Origin of the sequence: Anoxynatronum buryatiense (assembly GCF_900182905.1) — a bacterium.
Lineage (GTDB): Bacteria > Bacillota > Clostridia > Peptostreptococcales > Tindalliaceae > Anoxynatronum > Anoxynatronum buryatiense.
The window spans coordinates 355,247-376,022 of sequence record NZ_FXUF01000003.1; the positions used below are offsets into that span (position 1 = coordinate 355,247).

The 20,776-nt window shown below is 41.8% G+C and carries 23 protein-coding genes; all 23 read right to left on the reverse strand.

The window, feature by feature from the left end:
* Positions 1-22 precede the first annotated feature (22 nt).
* Entirely contained in the window at positions 23-2,497 is a 2,475-nt protein-coding gene (gene leuS / locus QOL74_RS06430) for a leucine--tRNA ligase (RefSeq protein ID WP_283408612.1), read from the reverse strand.
* A gap of 337 nt (positions 2,498-2,834) precedes the next feature.
* Positions 2,835-3,191, reverse strand: coding sequence for a ribosome silencing factor (rsfS, locus tag QOL74_RS06435; RefSeq protein WP_283408613.1), 357 nt, complete (start codon positions 3,189-3,191; stop codon positions 2,835-2,837).
* Positions 3,148-3,813: a bis(5'-nucleosyl)-tetraphosphatase (symmetrical) YqeK gene (yqeK, locus tag QOL74_RS06440; protein ID WP_283408614.1), complete on the reverse strand. Its 666-nt coding sequence runs from the start codon at positions 3,811-3,813 to the stop codon at positions 3,148-3,150. Before yqeK ends, rsfS begins: the two co-directional genes overlap by 44 nt.
* Positions 3,800-4,450 carry a nicotinate-nucleotide adenylyltransferase gene (gene nadD, locus QOL74_RS06445; RefSeq protein WP_283408615.1) on the reverse strand — a complete coding sequence of 217 codons (651 nt, stop codon included), beginning with the start codon at positions 4,448-4,450 and terminating at the stop codon, positions 3,800-3,802. Before nadD ends, yqeK begins: the two co-directional genes overlap by 14 nt.
* Positions 4,451-4,483: 33 nt before the next feature.
* Positions 4,484-5,791 (reverse strand): GTPase ObgE, encoded by a 1,308-nt coding sequence (obgE, locus tag QOL74_RS06450; RefSeq protein WP_283408616.1) that lies wholly within the window; start codon positions 5,789-5,791, stop codon positions 4,484-4,486.
* A gap of 80 nt (positions 5,792-5,871) precedes the next feature.
* Positions 5,872-6,168: a 50S ribosomal protein L27 gene (rpmA, locus tag QOL74_RS06455; RefSeq protein WP_283408680.1), complete on the reverse strand. Its 297-nt coding sequence runs from the start codon at positions 6,166-6,168 to the stop codon at positions 5,872-5,874.
* Positions 6,169-6,170: 2 nt separating this feature from the next.
* Positions 6,171-6,506 (reverse strand): ribosomal-processing cysteine protease Prp, encoded by a 336-nt coding sequence (locus QOL74_RS06460; protein WP_283408617.1) that lies wholly within the window; start codon positions 6,504-6,506, stop codon positions 6,171-6,173.
* Positions 6,507-6,515: 9 nt separating this feature from the next.
* Positions 6,516-6,827 (reverse strand): 50S ribosomal protein L21, encoded by a 312-nt coding sequence (gene rplU, locus QOL74_RS06465; RefSeq protein WP_283408618.1) that lies wholly within the window; start codon positions 6,825-6,827, stop codon positions 6,516-6,518.
* 135 nt (positions 6,828-6,962) lie between these two features.
* Positions 6,963-8,372: an Rne/Rng family ribonuclease gene (locus QOL74_RS06470; protein WP_283408619.1), complete on the reverse strand. Its 1,410-nt coding sequence runs from the start codon at positions 8,370-8,372 to the stop codon at positions 6,963-6,965.
* 56 nt (positions 8,373-8,428) lie between these two features.
* Positions 8,429-9,175: a TIGR03936 family radical SAM-associated protein gene (locus tag QOL74_RS06475; RefSeq protein WP_283408620.1), complete on the reverse strand. Its 747-nt coding sequence runs from the start codon at positions 9,173-9,175 to the stop codon at positions 8,429-8,431.
* Positions 9,172-11,007, reverse strand: coding sequence for a TIGR03960 family B12-binding radical SAM protein (locus QOL74_RS06480; RefSeq protein WP_283408621.1), 1,836 nt, complete (start codon positions 11,005-11,007; stop codon positions 9,172-9,174). Before QOL74_RS06480 ends, QOL74_RS06475 begins: the two co-directional genes overlap by 4 nt.
* 81 nt (positions 11,008-11,088) lie before the next feature.
* A complete protein-coding gene (mgsA, locus tag QOL74_RS06485) occupies positions 11,089-11,505 on the reverse strand; it encodes a methylglyoxal synthase (protein WP_283408622.1) in 417 nt (138 codons plus the stop codon).
* 17 nt (positions 11,506-11,522) lie between these two features.
* Complete coding sequence (gene minE / locus QOL74_RS06490; RefSeq protein WP_283408623.1) at positions 11,523-11,804, reverse strand: cell division topological specificity factor MinE; 282 nt, start codon at positions 11,802-11,804, stop codon at positions 11,523-11,525.
* A gap of 22 nt (positions 11,805-11,826) precedes the next feature.
* The gene (gene minD / locus QOL74_RS06495; protein ID WP_283408624.1) at positions 11,827-12,624 is read right to left on the reverse strand and encodes a septum site-determining protein MinD; all 798 of its coding nucleotides are present in this window, start codon (positions 12,622-12,624) and stop codon (positions 11,827-11,829) included.
* An 11-nt stretch (positions 12,625-12,635) separates the two neighbouring features.
* Positions 12,636-13,328 carry a septum site-determining protein MinC gene (gene minC, locus QOL74_RS06500; protein WP_283408625.1) on the reverse strand — a complete coding sequence of 231 codons (693 nt, stop codon included), beginning with the start codon at positions 13,326-13,328 and terminating at the stop codon, positions 12,636-12,638.
* 104 nt (positions 13,329-13,432) lie between these two features.
* A complete protein-coding gene (locus QOL74_RS06505; RefSeq protein WP_283408681.1) occupies positions 13,433-16,231 on the reverse strand; it encodes a penicillin-binding transpeptidase domain-containing protein in 2,799 nt (932 codons plus the stop codon).
* A gap of 10 nt (positions 16,232-16,241) precedes the next feature.
* Complete coding sequence (mreD, locus tag QOL74_RS06510) at positions 16,242-16,739, reverse strand: rod shape-determining protein MreD (protein WP_283408626.1); 498 nt, start codon at positions 16,737-16,739, stop codon at positions 16,242-16,244.
* 9 nt (positions 16,740-16,748) lie between these two features.
* Entirely contained in the window at positions 16,749-17,588 is an 840-nt protein-coding gene (mreC, locus tag QOL74_RS06515) for a rod shape-determining protein MreC (protein ID WP_283408627.1), read from the reverse strand.
* Between the two features lie 53 nt (positions 17,589-17,641).
* Positions 17,642-18,352, reverse strand: a complete 711-nt coding sequence (gene radC, locus QOL74_RS06520; RefSeq protein WP_283408628.1) for a RadC family protein — start codon at positions 18,350-18,352, stop codon at positions 17,642-17,644.
* A gap of 39 nt (positions 18,353-18,391) precedes the next feature.
* Positions 18,392-18,640, reverse strand: coding sequence for a DUF4321 domain-containing protein (locus QOL74_RS06525; RefSeq protein ID WP_283408629.1), 249 nt, complete (start codon positions 18,638-18,640; stop codon positions 18,392-18,394).
* Between the two features lie 34 nt (positions 18,641-18,674).
* Entirely contained in the window at positions 18,675-19,205 is a 531-nt protein-coding gene (locus QOL74_RS06530; protein ID WP_283408630.1) for a Gx transporter family protein, read from the reverse strand.
* A gap of 135 nt (positions 19,206-19,340) precedes the next feature.
* Positions 19,341-20,171 carry an RnfABCDGE type electron transport complex subunit B gene (locus tag QOL74_RS06535; RefSeq protein WP_283408631.1) on the reverse strand — a complete coding sequence of 277 codons (831 nt, stop codon included), beginning with the start codon at positions 20,169-20,171 and terminating at the stop codon, positions 19,341-19,343.
* A 15-nt stretch (positions 20,172-20,186) separates the two neighbouring features.
* Entirely contained in the window at positions 20,187-20,768 is a 582-nt protein-coding gene (gene rsxA / locus QOL74_RS06540) for an electron transport complex subunit RsxA (RefSeq protein WP_283408632.1), read from the reverse strand.
* Positions 20,769-20,776 lie beyond the last annotated feature (8 nt).

The following is a 20,776-nucleotide window of genomic DNA, read 5'->3' on the forward strand; positions in this document are numbered from 1 at the left end:
TCTTTGCATTCCTAACGACTACTCAGGAAGGCTTCACAACAATATTTACCAGTTTACCTGGAACGACAATCACTCGGACTACTTGTTGTCCTTCAATGGTTTGTCTAATTTTATCGTGTCCCATGGCCAGTTTTTCAGTTTCTTCTTTTGAAAGATTTGAAGAAATGGTCAGCTTTTCTTTAACCTTTCCATTAACCTGCACAACAATCTCCACTTCATCTTTCACCAGCGCATTTTTGTCTGCCTTTGGCCATGCAGCCAAGTGAACGCTTTCACGATGACCCATTAGCTGCCACAACTCCTCAATCATATGAGGTGCAAAGGGCGCCAATAATTGAATCATGGTCTCAATGCCTTCCTGCAACAGCTGTCCGTTGATGTTTTCTCTATTCTGAGCTTTATATTTATAAAGCTCATTGACAAGTTCCATGACAGCACTTATGGCTGTATTGAAATTAAATCGTTGTTCTACGTCATCAGTCACTTTGGCAATTGTGTAATGAATTTTATATCGCAGTGATTTATCTTCAGGTGTTTCCAGTGTTTTTTCAAGGTGAATGAGTGCGTCGCTGTTGGCTTCTGTTACCAGTCGCCAAATTCGGTTTAAAAATCGATAGCACCCTTCTACTCCCTGATCGCTCCACTCCAAATCACGTTCGGGGGGAGCCGCAAAAAGAACAAACAATCGTGCCGTATCAGCACCATACAGCTTGATGATTTCTGCCGGGCTAACGACATTTCCTTTTGATTTGGACATCTTTGCACCATCTTTGAGAACCATTCCCTGAGTCAGTAAATTATTGAAGGGTTCATCAAAATCAAGCAAACCAATATCCTTCATCACCTTAATAAAGAAACGAGAATAGAGCAAATGCAGGATGGCATGCTCGACGCCGCCAATGTACTGGTCAACCGGCATCCATTGATTCGCCAAAGATTTTTCAAATGGTTTTTCACTGTTTTGGGGGTCTGTGTACCTCAGGAAGTACCATGAAGAATCTACAAAGGTATCCATCGTGTCTGTTTCTCTCGTTGCTTCTTCGCCACATGTCGGACATATTGTCTTCAGAAAGGAAGTGCTGGTAGTTAGCGGCGATTTTCCTTTTCCACTGAAAGCAACATCAAGCGGGAGTGTAACCGGCAGATCTTTCTCAGGAACAGGGACAATACCGCAATGATCACAATAGACCACCGGGATGGGTGCTCCCCAGTAGCGCTGACGGGAAAGAAGCCAGTCGCGTAATCGGTAGCTGATGGTTTGCTTACCAATCCCTTCTTGCTCCATTTGTTGACAGATGGCGTCAAAAGCTTCTTGACTCTCCATTCCGTTATATTGACCAGAATTGATCATTGTTCCCGGCCCGGTATATGCATCAGAATCAATTTTGTATGGTTCTTCTGTTTCAGGCGGAAGTATCACAGGTATCACAGATATACCATACTTGTTTGCAAAGTCAAGATCCCGTTGATCATGGGCAGGTACAGCCATAATGGCACCCGTTCCATAATCAGCCAAAACATAGTTGGCAATGTAGATTGGAATTTCCTGACCTGTAAACGGATTTAAACAGTATCTACCAGTAAATCGGCCTTCTTTTTCAGTTTCTGCAGAAGTGCGTTCCACGTCCGACAAATGTTGTAACTGGTGAACAAAATCCTGTACACCTTTCTCGTAAGATGTACCTGAAACCAGTTCTTCCACAATTGCATGTTCAGGTGCCAGTACCATATAAGTGGCACCAAAAATTGTATCGGGACGTGTTGTAAAAACGGTAAGAACTTTATCAGTGCCCGAAATTGGAAATTTAATATCTGCACCAGTACTTTTTCCAATCCAGTTTGATTGCATCGTCTTAACTTTATCCGGCCAGCCTTTCAGTAAATCAAGGTCTTCCAGAAGCTTTTCAGCATAATCAGTAATTTTAAAATACCATTGGTTGAGATTTTTTTTATTAACTGCACTGTCACACCGTTCACATTGGCCGTCGACAACCTGCTCATTTGCTAATACAGTATCGCAAGAAGGGCACCAGTTGACCCTGGATTCTTTTTTATATGCCAACCCTTTATGATAGAACTGGAGAAATATCCATTGCGTCCACCGATAGTAGTCCGGTGTACAGGTGGCAACTTCACGACTCCAGTCATAACTTAATCCCAGGCGATTGAGCTGTTCCTTCATTTCATTGATATTGGATTTTGTCCAGGTATCCGGGTGAATCTGATGCTGAATTGCCGCATTTTCTGCAGGCAGACCAAAAGCATCCCACCCCATAGGATGCAACACGTCGTAACCTTGCATCGTTTTAAAGCGGGCAATCACATCACCAATACAATAGTTGCGCACATGACCCATATGAATTTTGCCTGAAGGATAAGGAAACATTTCCAATGCATAGTATTGAGGGCGATCAGAGCCATTCAATTCAAAAACCTGATTCTCATCCCAATAGCGCTGCCATTTTGTTTCAATGTGATTAAAATCATAGGTCGCCAATAGTCATCCTCCTCTTATTACAGATTAGTATGAATCAAAAGAATAAGGGAATGCAAAAAAACTTCCCGTCCAGGACAGGGACGAATCGAAATCCGCGGTACCACCCTGTTTGACAGAAAGTCCACTTAACCGGCTGATATGGGAACCACCCCTGGAACGCTGCGCAAAAGATGAGTTCACCATTTGTCACTACCGATTCACAGCAACCACCGGTTCTCTGAAAGTGACGCTTGCCTACTAGTTCTTTCACCATTCCATTATAACAGATTTCATTCATTTTTCTATTTTTCATATTCTTGTAATGCTCTCATAGTTCAACTTATTATACATGATGGGCTCAATTTGTGTCAATATCAAGCACTGGTGCATCTTTCCAGATTGATTCCAACTGGTAATGCTCTCGATCTTCTGTGATAAAAAGATGGACCACCACATCACCATAATCCATTAATATCCAACGCGACTCTTTTAATCCTTCTTGGTGTCTGACAACAATATCAACGTTTTCCAGATCTTCACGGATATTTTCTGCAATGGCTTTTACCTGACGAGCTGAAGGTGCACTGGCAATAACAAAAAAATCACAAAGCGATGAAATGCCACGTAGATCCAACACAATTGGTTGCTGCCCTTTTTTATCATCAATACTCTTAAGGATAGATTCCACCAGTTGAAATTCCCGAGTCTTTTCCATATAATCCCTCCCTCATTAATTTTAAAGCATTCACCTTTTTTTCGCCAAGTTCATTTAATATGTGATTTCGCGCTTCTACAGTGTTTGGATGTAGCAGTTTTCCTGTTTCCAATACATAAATCATTGTGTTTGTAAGCGCCTGATATACTGCCAGATCCAGCTCCCGATAGGCCAACTCCCGAAGGAATACAACACCAGAATAATCACGCCCTTCTTCGATGAAATCAGCCAAATAAATAATTTTCTCAATAATTCCCATGTTTTTCCGGCCCGTGGTGTGAAATTCAATCGCTTTTAAAATTTCATCGTCATCAATACCAAACTCATTAAGTGCAATAGCAGCAGCAACGCTTCCATGAAGTATTTGATGGGCTTGAATCATAAGAGAATCAGGCTGCAGGTGATAGCGCTGAACGGTCTGAAGTAATTCTTTTTTACTGAAACCCTTTGCATAGTCATGAAACAATGCTGCCATCGCTGTTTTGTCACGGTCTGCTCCGTATTGGTCGGCCAGGCGCAAAGCAGCAGTGCGCACTCCCATTGTGTGTTGGAATCGGCCGGCTTTCATTTTTTTTGCCAATACTTGCTCAATGTGCTTTAACTGTGCTTCATTGATGTTCATTGGCGTATCCTTTCGTCTCGCTCTGGTATAATCCATGCTGTTTAATATAGTCTTGAACTGTTTCCGGAGTCATCGAAAGAATGGACTGACCTTCAGCAGTCCTTGACCGAATTTCCGAAGACGACACATCCATTCTTACACCATGTATTAGTTGAATGGATGCATGAAATTCCGACTGAAAAAAAGCAACTCTGTTCAATAGTTCCGTATCAGTACTTTTATCCCTTTTAACAACAATAAACCTTGATAATTGAAACAGTTCTTCAAAGTGATACCAGCTTTCAATTTCCAATAATGAATCTGCCCCAAGTATGAAAAACAGTTCTGTACCCGGAAGTTTGTGACGCAAATGGTTCAGCAGGTGCACTGTATAGCTGGGTTTTTGACGCGTTATTTCAAAGTTACAAAGCTCAAAGAATGGGTGTTTCTGAATTGCCAGCTCGACCATTTTCTGCCGATGTTCAACTGGCGTAATCAGGTGTCCATTTTTGTGTGGTGGTTCTCCGGCAGGCACAAAGTATACAATATCAAGGTTACATTCTTTCAGTGCCGCTTGAGCCAGTGTGAGATGTCCCAGGTGAACAGGATCAAATGTTCCACCCAAGATACCAATGTGTTTTAAAACACTCGTTTCCATGATGCCACCTCAGATTGTTGTTCATTCATCTTTCTAATGTCCGGGGTCCATTTGATCGGTGAACTCAAATTCAACTTCCATGATTTGAACTGTATCACCTTCGTGAATACCCATTTCTTTCAGTCTGGCAATCACACCGTGCTTTTCGAGAATACGGTAAAAGTGCAAAAGTGAGTCCATGCTTTCCATGTTAAGTGAATAGATCAGTTTTCTAACCATGTCTCCCTCAACCAAGTAAATACCGTCTTGCTTTCGTACGGTAAACCGCTCCATATCCTTTGGGGGAAGTTTGACAACACGCTCAGTCGTTTCGATGGAAGGACCCTCATGTTCAAGCCGCTGCTCCTCATCTTTCAGCATTTTTCCAGCTGCAGTCATCAATTCATCGATACCGGCACCAGTGGCTGCTGATATCACATAAAAAGGCCTTTGTTTCTCTTCAAACCCGGCTTTCAAAACGGCCATTTTATCTTCATCAAAAAGTAGGTCCACTTTATTAGCTGCAATAATCTGGGGTTTTTCTTTCAAAGCCTCTGCGTACTGAAATAATTCAAGATTCAATTTTTCATAGTCATCCACCGGATCACGCCCCTCAAGTCCGGCGGCATCAATCACATGTATTAATACTTTTGTTCGTTCAATATGCCTTAAAAAATCGTGCCCGAGCCCAACACCTTCCGATGCACCTTCTATCAGCCCTGGAATGTCGGCAACCACAAAACTGTCACCGCCTTTTCCTTTCACAACTCCCAGATTTGGAGTTAGTGTGGTGAAATGATAATTGGCAATCTTGGGGCGGGCTTCAGAAATAACAGACAACAGAGTCGATTTGCCAACATTTGGAAAGCCCAAAAGGCCTATATCAGCTATCAGTTTCAGTTCAAGCATGACTTCAATTTCTTCACCCTGCTCACCCGCCGTAGCAAATTGTGGAGCCTGTCGTGTGGGTGTCTTAAAGCGTGCATTTCCTTTACCGCCTTTACCACCTCTGGCAGCTAAAAAACGATCACCTGGATTCACAAGATCAGCCAGCATAGTACCAGTTTGCTTATTGATAATCAGTGTGCCACATGGAACCAGCAACTCAAGATCATTCCCACTTTTCCCGAACATGTTCTTTTTTCTGCCATCTTCACCTTTTTCAGCTTTATAATGTCTTTTATACCGAAAATCCATAAGTGTTCTAAGGTTGCTGTCTGCTATGATCCAAACATCGCCACCCTTTCCACCATCGCCGCCATCCGGACCACCATCCGGCACATATTTTTCTCTTCTGAACGCTACAATGCCGTTGCCACCATCGCCGGCTTTCAAAGAGATTTCTGCATGATCAACAAACATATGATTCACCTTCTTTCAATTCAACCAATGATTAAATCTATTATGCTAAATAAAAAGCCGCCTGACAGGCGGCTGAACTCTTACTGTACTTGCAGGGTCTCAGCAGAATAAATGCTAACCTGCTTTCTCTTTTTATCTTTTCTTTCGAATTTAACGATCCCGTCAATCATGGCAAATAGCGTATCATCGCCACCTTTACCAACGTTTAATCCAGGATGGATTTTTGTGCCGCGTTGACGCACCAGAATATTTCCGGCAGTAACAAGCTGACCATCACTCTTTTTTGTTCCCAGTCGCTTGGAAATGCTGTCGCGTCCGTTTTTAGAACTACCAACACCTTTTTTACTGGCAAACAGCTGCAAGTTCATTTGAAAAATCATTATGACACCTCCTCGTCATCAATGACGATAATATCTGGATATTGTTGCTGAATATTATGGATCCCCAGCAACATTGTTTCAAGCAACAAAGTTGCTTCTCTGCGTTGTGTTTCGTTTAATGCCTCACTAATTGTACATTCTAACAGCCCGTCTTCTATGCTGTACTCAGGTGTTTGCCCCAATACCTCATATAAACCAATGATGGTTGTCTGAGCCAGTACAGATACCGCTGCACAAACAATATCCTTGCCAGTTGGCGCAACGTTCGAATGGCCACTCACAGTATAGCGTACAATATGTTTTTGTGGATTACGCCACACATTTACGTTGATCATCAGTAATCCCTATGCTTTAATACTTTCAATTTTTAACTTAGTGAAAGGTTGTCTGTGTCCCTGTTTTCTACGATAGTCTTTTTTTGACTTATACTTGAAAACAATCACTTTGTCGGATTTTCCATTTTCAATCACGGTAGCTTCTACAGAAGCACCTGTCACAAAAGGCTCACCTACTGTGATAGAGCCTTCTTTTGAAACAGCCAGCACATGGTCAAGGACTACTTTTTCACCTTCTGACACAGCCAGTTTTTCAACTACAACGGTGGAACCTTCTTCAATTCGATATTGCTTACCGCCAGTTTCTACGATTGCGTACATCGTCACACCTCCTCATCCCAGTCTCGCCAAATAAAGGTATCTGAGGTTCATTCAAGCATTATACAGCTCTCAGAATTTAAACCTGATTTGTGCGGCTTCTACAAATTTGAATTATACCATCTAACACTTGGTTTGTCAACGGAAAGACAGTGTGTAATCTTCAATTTCAATTGACTTTGAAAGTGTCAGGTTTAGGTTTAAACCGTAAACATTTGCCAAGGTTGTTAAATCCAGTTCGTGGGTGCGCAACTGCTGATATCTTGTGGGATGCAAGGTTACATGTGCTTCGTTTATTTCAGAATGCTGTTGATAGCGTCTAAAGGCCTTTTCAAGCTCATATACCAACCAATGCACTGATGAAATTGCACCGGAACCATGGCAGCAAGGACACGTGGTTTGATAGAGAGAACTCAAATTGCTTCTGCTTCTTTTTCTTGTCATTTCCACCAATCCCAATTGTGTCATACCCACTAAAACAGTTTTTTGGCGGTCAACTGACAAAGCTCTGTTCAGAGTTTCCAGCACCTTTTCATTGTTTGTCTCTTTTTTCATATCAATAAAGTCAATTAGAATAATCCCACCGATATCGCGCACCCTCAGCTGATGAGCAATTTCAATAGCTGCAGCAATATTCACCTGCAGCGCCGTCTCTTCAAAACCATGGCTGCCAATATACCGGCCGCTATTAACATCAATCACTGTTAATGCCTCTGTCGCATTTATGGCAAGTGTTCCACCGTTTTCGAGTTGCACTTCAGAACTCAACAACCTTTGCCATTCAAGTTCAAGATTTTCATCACTAAACGGACTTGAACCCGATCCAGTTTCTTGAAAAACAGCTAATAAATCTGGCTGTGTGAATTGGCATAAAGATTTAAGTTGTTGCGCTTCTTCACAATCATTAATCTGAATGCGGTCAGTGTTTTGATTGGCTGTATCTCGCAACAAGCGAGGCAGCAGCGACTGTTCACGGTATACTATTTTTTTGATTGACTGCTTGCTTTCGTTTGCAATATGTTGCCATACAGATTGAAGATGTTGCCAGTCTTTCGTTAAAGCTTTTAAATTTTGTTCAGAGGCAGCAGTTCTAATGATCATGCCATTATTGTTGTTAAGTATGGTTTGTGCCCAATTTTCAAGACGAGATCGTTCATTATGATCGCTAATTTTATGTGAGATGCCTATGTGGTTATCATTGGGCAGCATGATCAGAAACCGTCCCGGAATAGCCATTCGCATGGTTCCTTTAGGTCCTTTTTCACCAAAAGCATCTTTCGTAATTTGCAGCAGTATAAAATCACCTTCATGCAAATCGTTGAAAGGCACCGTCAAGTCTTCCTGATAGATAAATATGTTCTTGCTTAATCCTGCATCAACAAATATGGTTTGCATACCAGGCAGTCGATTCACGATTTGACCGGTGTAGATATTATTCACGAGACTTCGTTGGTTGTGTCTTTCAACATGCATTTCTATAATACGTCCATTTTGAACCACTGCTGCCCTTGTTTCATATACACCCACATCAGCAATGATTTGATTCATGATTACCCTACTTTCTGGTATGTTGAGCTGATAACCAAAGATCTTAAACAAACTTTTTAGGTTGATGCGTTCACTACTGGAAGAATCGGTTCAAAGCCAGATTCAGTCTTGCGGTAAATTTCAGTTCTTTTGATTGTCAGACTATCTGAATCTATGTTTAGACGACAGTGTTCAAGCCACTGCTGCAAAATTAAACCAGGTTTGATGGTGCCGTTTTCAGTCACATAAATGGAAAGTTTCAGTATGATGGTATCTTCTTCCAAGATTTCATAGGTGCATTTATATAGAAAAGGCACAATATCGATTCGCTTAACTTTTTCAGTATTTCGTCGGTGGCGCTGTTTGTTTTTCTTTTTCTGTTTCTTTTCAATCACCAACTCTTCCAGTTCCAGAAAATGTTGATGAGATTCTTGCAAAGAAGTGCGTTCCAAGGGATTTGCAGACTTGAAAGTCAGTGAATATTGCATGATTGCTGCTTCCTGCATTAAAGAATCAGATGCTTTGGAGTCTTTCGTTGTTGCTTGCATGATCACAATGCCCGGCGGAAGAATTTCATTCATGAGATGAACAAAAGTATCAGGTGACACTGGTTCCGCTAATTGCACATCCACATACTCAGCGATACTCCCAACTCCCACACTCAAAGGTGCAGCAAAAGAAATGATTGGATGTGGATTATAGCCCTGAGTGAATACCAAGGGCATTTTCGCACGCCGAAACGCTCTTTCAAAAAGACGAACCAAATCAAGGTGAGACAGGAATCTCATATGGCCTGTTTTGGAATAACGAGCACGTATCATCATGGACAGATCCCCCCCAGATGAGTTTGCTGAAACCCACAAGCGCTACAACTTGAACGGCAATGCGGTGTTGTTTCTCCCTGAATTGACTTATTGTACTCCTTTTGAAGGAATGCTTTTGTCACTATCACATCAATATGATCCCACGGAAGCGCTTCATCGATCAAACGCTTTCCAGTTGTATACTGTAGGGGATCAATCCCACAGGCTTCAAACGCTTCCATCCAACGTTGAAAGTTGAAGTGTTCTGCCCATCCGTCAAACCGACAACCCATTTGGTATGCTTTCAGCAACACTCTTCCCAGACGTCGGTCCCCACGGGCAAAGACGCCTTCAAGAAAACTTGTTTGTGCATCATGATAGTTAAAACTGATGGATCGGCGGTGGCGAAATTTTTCTTTCAGCAACTGATGTTTCGCGTCAAAGGCTTCAATTGTGTCTTGGGGAACCCATTGAAACGGTGTGAAAGGCTTTGGGACAAAATTCGAAACACTGACACTAATTCTCAAGGGGTGCGTCAATTGTTTGTCTCTTTTCTGAAAGACTTCGTGATCAAGTTTTGATACCAATTGATAAATCGCTTCTACGTCTTCATCGGTTTCGGTTGGAAGACCAATCATAAAGTACAGTTTTACCTGGCTCCAGCCGGCCTCATAGGCATTTTTCACCGCGGTAACGAGATCCTCCTCAGAAATTCCTTTGTTAATCACATCTCTCATTCTTTGGCTCCCAGCCTCTGGGGCAAAGGTGAGTCCAGATTTTCGCACTTTCTGCACTTCTTTCAGGATTTCCATTGTCATGTTATCCAGTCTTAGAGACGGCAATGATAAACCCACTCGATCATCACAAAATTGGGCGGTCAGTGCTTCTGTCAGATTCTTTAGCTGACTATAGTCACTGGTGCTTAATGAGGAAAGCGACAGCTCTTCATAACCGGTTTCCTGAATAATGGTTTGTGCATCATCAATTAATACGCTTAGTGACTTCTCTCGAACGGGTCGGTAGAGAACGCCTGCCTGGCAAAAGCGACAGCCTCGAATACACCCTCTAAAAAGTTCAATGGTTGCACGGTCATGAACAACATTTAGGTACGGTACTAAAGGCTTTTGAGGATAAAAAACAGTGTCAAGATTTTGAATGATACGTTTCTTTATTTGAACAGGTGCACTCTCATTGACTGGGCAGGTCTTAAGAAATTTTCCTGTTTTTTCATCGTAAATCGATTCATATAAACTGGGAACATATACACCTTGAAGTGATGCACACGCTATCAAGAAACTGTCTCTATCCTGTCGATGAACTCTGAAAGCTTCCATGATCTCAAGGATCACTTCCTCTGCTTCTCCAATAACAATCAAATCAGCTATTTCTGCCAATGGTTCGGGATTGTAGGCACATGGACCTCCCAAAATGACAAGGGGATCGGTTGATTTTCGTTCTGATGCCAACAGCGGAATATTGGCCAATGTCAACATATGCAAAATATTGGTATAGCTCAGTTCATATTGAAGTGTAAAACCAATAAAATGGAATTGATGCAAAGGCGTCGTAGATTCAAGGCTAAAAAGAGGCATTTTTTGTTCAGCCATTGCTGTTTCCATGTCCTGTGCAGGGGTATAGCACCGTTCGCAAAATATGTCATGCTGTTCATTAAGCAGATGGTACATAATCAGACTGCCCAAATGACTCATGCCAATTTCGTACAAATCAGGAAAACACCATGCAAATCTGATTGTTTCAGTTTCCACTTTTTTATGAAAACTGTTGAACTCATTGCCTATATAGCGTGCAGGTTTTTCCACTTTTTTCAAAAGACTTTCCAGTTGAGTGTTCATTATATCCTCCATTGGTTGCTTATACTCTCCACAAGACAAAAAAGACCATTTGAGTCAATAGTCTTCTGTCATTCTTCCTATTTATCGAGCTGTCGATTCGTATTTGTGCAAATATTGGCGCCACCGAAAATCACCGCGTTCAAGAGCTTTTAGCATAATTTCAGCACTGGCAATATTCGTGGCTACCGGTATAAGGTGTACATCACACAAGCGAATTAATGCTTGAATATCCGGTTCGTGGGGCTGGGCTGTCATGGGATCGCGAAGAAAAATAACTAAATCCATGCGATTATTGGCAATTTCAGCTCCTATTTGTTGATCTCCCCCCATTGGTCCGGATAAAAATCGATGCACTTTTAAATTAGTGCTTTCCATCACGCGTTTTCCGGTAGTACCAGTGGCAAAAATAGCATGTCTGGAAAGTATTTGCTCATAGGCTATGGCAAAATTGACCAGCATATCCTTTTTATTGTCGTGTGCAATCAGTGCGATATTCATGCATCTCTCCTGTTCCATTATCTTTTCCGATCTTTCATCTGTTTGATGGGGATGTTTGCCACCAGAGCCGGCACCATCGCATCATCGGTATCGCGCTTGGTTCGTGTCATCCGAATATCGAGTTCATTTTCATCAATAACCATGTAGTCAGAAATCACTCTGATTAAATCACCTTTAATTGCGTCCAGAAAATCTTGAGAACAGTCTGCCCGATCATGGACCAGCACCAACTTCAGTCTTTCTTTGGCGACATTTTTGCTTTTTTTGCTTTCACCCATAAAAAACTTGAAAAAATCCACAGAACATCCCCCTTTCTAACATTTATCTGGCAAATCCAAGTATTTTCTTAAGGCGATGAATGAAATTATCCTGTAGTTCCAAATCAAGAAAAGGTACATCTTCACCAGATATACGTCTTGCTATATTGCGAAATGCCTGTCCCGCATAAGATTGCGATCCATCTACAACAGGTTCGCCACGATTGGTGGAAATAACGATCGCCGGATCATCAGGCACAACACCTAACAAATCAATAGCCAAAATATCAAGCATATCTTCGATATTCATCATGTCACCATTTTTTACCATATCGATTTTAATACGGTTAATAATCAGCTTTGGATTACGCAACTCAGCGGCTTCCAGTAATCCGATAATGCGGTCAGCATCTCTCACCGCAGAAATTTCCGGTGTTGTTACAACAACCGCCCGGTCTGCACCTGCTATGGCGTTCTTGAATCCTTGCTCAATTCCAGCAGGGCAATCGACCAAAATAAAATCAAAAATTTCTTTAAGGTCTTCATGAAGCGCAATCATTTGTTCAGGGTTGATGGCATTTTTATCTCTTGTTTGCGCCGCTGGCAACAGGAAGAGGTCCGGGTAGCGCTTATCTTTAATCAGAGCCTGCTTTAACCGACAGGTTCCTTCAATCACATCCACCAGATCATATACAATTCGATTCTCCAGTCCAAGCACGACATCCAAATTTCGCAACCCAATGTCAGCATCAATCACTACTACTTTTTTCCCCAGCTGGGCTAATCCGGTTCCCAAATTAGCTGTCGTGGTGGTCTTGCCTACTCCACCCTTACCAGATGTAATGACTAACACTTCTCCCATTTATTCCCCTCCTAATCATTTTCGCGATTTCTTGATAAAAATGGTTCAACACAAATCACCTGATCTTTTATTTTTGCTATCTCAGGATTCCAAACTTTTTCAGGCACATCATCCGGCGATCGTGTGATCAGTTGATTAATTCTCAGCTGTGTTGGTTGCAGTATCAATGCTGCCACAAACGCATTCTCCTGTCCGTTTAAACCGGCATGTGCTGTTCCCCTTAAATTTCCCATAACGACAATATTGCCGCCGGCATAAATCTCTGCTCCAGGATTCACATCTCCCAAAACAATGACGTCACCATTATGATCCACTTTTTGCCCGGAGCGCATTGTCCCCTGAACAAATTTAGGATTTTGCTGATTGAAGTTTTGCAGCAGTGTCAGTGCAGCATTCTTCTCTTCGTCATCTGAAACTGCTATTGTTTTACGCGAAATCTCCCGTTCTTTTTCGTGATTTTTTTGTGCATTGAGGGTCATTTGATAGTCAGATGCCAACCAATTCTCAAGCTCCTGCCTCGTTTCCTCTGATACTCCTTCGCATGTGACAGCGGCCAATGTGGCTCCCGTGTAAAAAGCAGGTTTTTCATCAATTCTATGTCGAATCATTTCTTTAATGGTTTCATAGGGTTGATTTAAATGAACACGGATGGTCAGACCGCTTCCAGTTCCTTTAAATTCAACGGTACCCTCTCCTGTTGGCATCGTAAACACCTCCTGGCTACATAGACTATATTCACCGCATCAGTAACGATGTCCTTCGAAAACTCCGCAAGATGTTTATCTATCGCTATCATCTTACCATAATCCTATTCTGTCTGAAAACTATTAAATGCGTTTGAAACATTATGAGTCTCCTGATTCAGTCCAAGATATTCTGCAACAATTTCTCTGAAAATGGGTGCGCCATAACCTCCAGACCCACCCTGGAAAACTAACACAGCAATCGCTATTTGAGGATCTTCATAGGGTGCGAACCCAGTAAACCATGAAAAGTTATCATAATCATCCTTAAACTGATCAAGATCGCTGTTTCGAATGGATGGATTCAATAGCTTGATGGCTTCTCTCATGGCGTAACCTTCATCCTGGAACAAATAATTGTCTCGATTCTCACTCATCAGTTGTTGAGTCAATTCATCAACTTCCAATTCATTCACGCGAAACGCCGATAAATGGGTTTTTAAATATACGACCTCGTCAGCTGGTGGAATTTTACCTTCTCTTTGAGCGGTACCGGTTTTAGCCGCTACTTTAACCGGAAACTGTGTAAAGTAGTTACGGGCACCACCTGTAATAGTAGCATCATACATCCCTCTGCGAATGTGTACAAGGTTATCGGGGTTATTCAACTTCAATGCTTCCGGCAACTGTCTCTCTGTCACTTTCTTCTGCCCGGTCTCCTGAGAAATAACCTGTTTAACAATGCTCACCTGATGACGAATGCCCCCATTCGCTAATGTCGCCATATAATTCGCCATTTGTAAAGGTGTGTAAGCATGACTACCTTGTCCTATGGCGAAGTTCATGGTGTCTGCAAGAGACCAATTCGTCTGGTTATAATAGCTATATTTAACGAGGTCAGTGATGGCATTAGCTCTTTCTTCCCGAATGCCAGCATCTAATATATGACGATATACCTGATATCTGGGCGGGTTGTCGTCTGCAATGGCAACAAGCTGTTCTATGACTTCCCGAAGATTAGCGTCATTCAGTTCCACTTTAGTTTCATCTAAATCATCCAGACTCATGATTCGATTAAGATGATTGCGCAGCATCGCTTTGACTGTCCGAGCCTTGGTGTCGGGATTGGGAACACCTCCAAATCGTTCTCTTGGAATTTGTATCTCAATACCTGTAGGATCATCCAAACCAAATAAATGGGCGTAGTTCACCAGTGTATCAATATTCATTTCAAAGGGAAGGGCGCGATTTTTACTATAGTCATAGGCATTTGCAACACTGTAAAAGTAATAGTTGTTAGAAAATGCTATTGCCTCATACAAATTTTGGTTTCCCATGGTTTGACGACTCTGGTTCCAGAGCCAGTTCCCAAAGGAATGCTCTCCCACTTGAATATAACCCCGGTCCTGTATTCGATAATCTGGACTGAGTCCCTGTTCCAAGCCAGCAAGGCCGACCAGCATCTTGTATGTGGAACCGGGCTGTACTGCAGTGGACATTGCAATATTCATTAGTGGACGTGGTGCCAGCGGATCTCTCGGATTATCCGGCATTAAACTGTTCCAGTTTTCGCTACTTATACCTGTTACAAAAAGATTTGGATCGTAAGCCGGGTAACTGGCCATCGCCAGTACCTCGCCAGTTTTCACATCGGTTACGACAACTGCTCCTGCATTTGCGTTTCGACGGGGTCCTTGTGTTCCAACCAAACGATTGCTTCCCCATTGAGTATCATAGCTGCCGCCCTCCTGAATGGTCAACAATACATCTTCTAAAATTTGTTCTACTTTTTTTTGAAATTCAATATCAATTGTCAAAAATACTGTTTCGCCAGGGATGGGTTCTTCTTTTTCGAGAATTCTTACCAGTCGCCCTTTGGAATCAACAACCACTCTTTGAGAACCATCTGTTCCCTTTAGCGAAGATTCAAAGCTGTGTTCAATTCCGGTTTTACCAATTATATCACTCGGGAGGTATCCATGCTCATTAATGTAGTGTTCAATTTCATTTTGCTGAGAAATTTTTCCAAGATTTCCCAAAATATGGGCAGCAGATTCATTTTCTGGATATGTGCGCACTGGCTCTACCACAATACTAACACCAGGCAAATCAAAAATCATTTCCTCAACCATCGTCACTGACTGTTGAGAAATGTCCTGTGCAATTTTAACTGGTTGGTATTGCATAAACCCCGGAAGTTGAGTATCAATCTGTTCCCGCATAGCCATTATTTTTCGTGCATCATCGTCTGAAAGTGATTCAGGAATGCGAAAGCGTTCATTTCTCAACCAATAAAATGCCTCGTCAGCTCGATGGTGCTCATCTGGAATGAAAAATTTTTGAAGCCATTGATCCTTTTGCATTTCCTGTGTAAATTTCCATGTTCGAATTGAAATGGGGATTGTTAGTTCTGGAATAGCTAAAAGTTGCTGCTGTATCAAAGCTGGATCAGTTTCATCTATCTCATAGCGTATTCGCAAAAGATCAAAGGCTTCTTTTGCCTGATACCATTGGGGGATGTCATAATCATCCTTCCATTTTTCAATTTCCTGATCAAAAGTATAGAAAAATCGATGACCATTATACTTAATAGGAAATTCATCAAGATAACTGTCACCATTTTTCTCAAATATTCGGATTAATTGAGCGCTAATTTCGTTAATCTGATCGTCTACCAGCTCATTCTTGGATATCTCCACCGCAAAACTGGGACGATTACCAGCCAATAAGCGCCCATACCTATCACGAATTTCTCCTCTCGGAGCGCTAATAGTAATACTCTTGACAATTCTGTTTTCTGCATACTCTCGATGCCCTTCTCCTTCTGCAATCATCAGACTGGCCAATCGAAATATGATGATTAAAAAGAATAAAACAAACATGATAAAAATGACAACGAAACGTCTGTTAAAATTGTTGAACATTGGTTTCACCTCAGTATTGCTTCTTCATCACATGCCACTGCAATAACTTGCGAACAAATGCATAGACAGGAATCGTCATGATTAACTGATAGAGGAACTGAATCATCCAAACCTGATGGATCGCATATAAAAGATCAACCTGATAACCTAACAAAAATACAAAAAGCAGGTAAATGCTTTCATGAAATAGAGTCGCCAACATGACTAAAATCAGTGGGGTAGTCACATGTTCAGCAAATATCTTCCGATTGTAGTGAGCAACAAAATAACCGGTAAGCATAAAACTGATGGCACTGACTCCAATGATGCGCCCAACTACAATATCCTTTGTCAACCCTGCAAGTAAACCGATCAGTCCGGCATTGCCTTCTTCTTCATACAAGGCATAACTGATGACCAGAATCAACGTCAGATTGGGTACGACACCGTTGATAGATAAAAAAGGAAAAAGTGCAGATTCAGCAATGATGGAAAGCAGAACAGTAAAGGCAATCACATATTTTTGCATATCCAGCCTCTATTCATCAATGGTTCGCGGACTGATAACCAGCACTTTATCTAGTCGATTAAAGTTAACAGCCGGCTCAACATTCACACTTTTAAGCAATAAATCAGGCGTTCTGTCAATCGTTGTAACTTCACCAATAAGAATTCCTTTTGGGTACAAACCAATTCCTGAAGTAATTAATTGATCTCCCACGACCACTTCAGCATCTGGGTCAAATAGATATCCTGATAGCTCATTGGTAACGCTTCCTGAAATAATTCCCTGAAGCGAGCCATCACGCAATACCTGAAAACTAACAGAGCTGCTGTTATCTATGATGGCAATTACCTTTGACCAAAAATGACCAGTTTCATAGACGCGACCCACCAAACCTCCAGAGCCAATAACAACACTGTCTTTTTCAACACCTTGTTGTGAACCCGCATCTATTGTGAACATTTCAAACCAGTTTCCGGGATTTTTTGCAATCACATTGGCTGTTACCGGGAAGAAGTCATCACGTCTGTCTATACTATTTAGTGTTCTCTGCAGCTGCTGCAACTCAGATAATTCTTCCTGAGTAAGTTGAAGCTCTATAAGCTGATGCTGCAATGACTCATTAATAGCTCTCAGTTGATTGTTTTCATCTTTAATATCCGAAGAGCGAATTAGAGTAACCAGGCTTTCCTCCACCTGAGACATCCCTTTTGAAATCATGCGCTGTATAGGTAAAAATACATTTCCCAAGCCTCGCTCAAGAATGAATATTTGCTCCCTTTGATGGGAAGTGAAGCCGATTATCATAATCAAGACAATCACAACGATAGTCAGAATAATCGGTACATGGTTTTTGTCATTCAAGTTGATCAATTCATTCACCATCTTTAACGTATACTCAATATTTGGATTTCATGACACTGGGTCTATTGAAAAGAGCAAGCATCTAATTCTCGCAGGCTTACACTCACATTGTCACCAATTATAACATGATCGATGACTGAGATGCCCAAGAGTTTTCCTGCTTCAATAAGTCTTTTGGTAATCTGAATATCTTCTTTGCTGGGTGAAGGGTCTCCACTGGGATGATTGTGAACTAATGCGATAGCTGCACAACTGTTCTTTATCGCGGGTAGAAACACTTCTCTCGGATGAACAATGGAAGCATTCAGGCTGCCCACTGAAATTTCTTCGATCTTCAATACTTCATGCTTTGTATTTAACAGTAGAATGCAAAATTTTTCCTTTTGAAGAAAACGCAAATCATCCATCAGTAATCTGGAAATGTCTTCTGGGTTTTTTATCTTATACCGTTGATTTTGCTCCCTTAGTGAAATGCGTTTACCAAGCTCAACAGCTGCCATGATTTGACAAGCCTTTGCAGTCCCAATTCCCTTTATTTCACACAACTCACTAATTGTTGTATTTCTAAGAAACACAATCCCTTCATTCGGGTGGTGACACAGTATTCGGCGGCCCAGTTCAACAGCACTAACATCCTGAGTTCCACTACTTAGAATTATCCCCAGCAGTTCAGGATTGGAAAGTACGTGGGCACCAGCACTTTGCATACGTTCACGCGGTCGTTCAGATGCAGGCATTTTCTTGATGGTTGTTTGATATGAATCCAGTGTCATCCGCCTCCAGATGATAACCAATAATAGTATTTTTTCCACCTAAAGCTTTTTGAATATCAATACAGCGATAATAACACCCAATAATCCAGCAAGGTTCAGATCGATCAACAAACTTAATTGAAAAGAAATAATGCTTAAATCAATGCCAAACTCTTTGATCCCCAGTGGACCTGGTCCATAGCTGAGCAGAGGAATGAACCTGGAAAGCACCGCCCCCAACAGACTGCCTATTAAAACACCAGTAACCAGCATAAAAAGAAGTACTCCCATATTTTTGCTGCGATGCATGTTCTCTGGCACCTCCTGTCTATCCAATAATCTGTTATATCAGTGAGTATGTGATGTTGGTGAAGCGGTATTTCACTTTTTGCAAAACAAAATAGGCCGTCAAACCAATGAAAATGCCTGTAAAAATGCTTGCAAACATCATAAATGGTAAGTAAACAAAAATGCGGATATTTTGAATCATTGCTCCTGCAACGCTTAATTGCGCCACATTGTGTCCCAAAGCTCCCAATACGCTGACGCCCACAAGACTTAAAAAACGTTTCAAGAAATGTAGAGCTGTCCACATAAGAAGTGTGCTGAAAAGCGCTCCGGCCAAGCCATACATCATTGAGGTGACTGCACCCGTCAGCATGCCAGCCATAAAAACACGCATCAAATTGACAGCAAGGGCAAAACGAAGGCCAAAAAGAACCAACGCCATTAATCCAATAATGTTTGCCAGACCAATTTTGGCACCAGGCACAATTCCCATAAATGGATTTGGGATGAATCCTTCAATAATATGCAGTGCCAATCCCAAAGACGTTAATATTCCAAAATAAACAACTTTTTTCGTCGGATTCAATATTCTCACTTCTTTCGCTTCTTAATCCATAAAAAGTGTAACATTTAAAGAGGAGCATGGCAAGCTAAATACACCAATGCCATAAAAACAGAGCCGCCCTGAGGATTACTCGTGCGGCCCTGTTCTTTTGTGAGGTTAGCTTACAGCCGTCTCTTCGGTTGCTTTTTTCACTTTACCTTCAATTGCCTTGGTGGGACACTTACCCACACAGATATAGCAGTTAGTGCACTTCTCATAGTTGATGAAGGCAAGATTGTTTTCGAAATCAATAGCACCTTCAGGACATGCTTTCACACAAATCTGGCACCCAATGCATCCGACACTACATTTTTGCCTGACTAACTTCCCAGAATCATTGCTGTTGCAAGTAATCACTACTTCCTGATGGAAGGGCGTCATGACAATAACATTTTTGGGGCAAACTTCAACGCATTTCAAACATCCTGTACATTTTTCCGGAATGATTTTGGCAAGATGGTCTTCAGTCATTTCGATGGCTCCAAATGGACAAACGTTCTTGCATGTTCCAAGTCCCAGGCAACCAAACTTACAGGATTTACTTCCTCCGCTGACCAGATTTGCTGCTACACAATCTGTGATGCCATTGTAGATAAACTTTTCCTTGCAAGCATCGCTGCCGCCATTGCAGATTACTTTCGCTACCTGTCTGGTACTTCCAGTCACTTCCACGCCCATTACCTCTGCAAGTTTCTGAGCAAGTTCCGGTCCACCAACAGGACACCCATCCACAGCTGCTTCACCAGATGAAACAAGTTTAGCGAAACTATCACAGCCCGGAACACCACAGCCGCCACAATTGGCACCTGGCAGTAAGTCTCGAATCGTTGTCACTTTTGGATCAACGTCCACTTTGAATTTTTGTGATGCATATGCTAATCCGGCGCCAAATACTAAACCAAGTCCACCCAGACTGGCCACCGGATATAAAATTCCTTCAATGGTCATCTACTCCACTCCCCTTTAGACCAAGCCCATAAAGCCCATGAATGCCAAAGACATAAGGCTTGCTGTGATTAAAGCAATTGGAAACCCTTTAAACGCTACCGGCAAGTCAGACAGTTCCATCCGTTCCCGAATAGCTGCAAAAAGAACGATCGCCAAGGTAAAGCCTATGGCTGCACCAATGGCATGGACAATCAACTCGACCAAATTATAGTCATTTTGAATATTGAGGAGTGTCAAGCCCAGTACTGCACAGTTGGTGGTAATTAATGGCAAATATACACCCAGTGACTGATATAATGAATAACTGGTTTTCTGAATGACCATTTCAACAAGCTGAACCAAAGAGGCAATGACAAGAATAAATACAATCGTCTGCATATATTCAATTCTCAGCTTATCAAGTATAAATCTTTGTGCTACATATGTGATAATCGAAGCCATTGCCATCACAAAGGTAACAGCCATTCCCATACCCATTGCTGTTTCAACCTGTTTGGAGACACCTAAAAAAGGACAGATGCCAAGAAATCGTGAGAGGACAAAATTGTTGACAAAAATGGCACTGACGAGAATGATAAAGATCGATGAGCCAGACATAGTAGGCA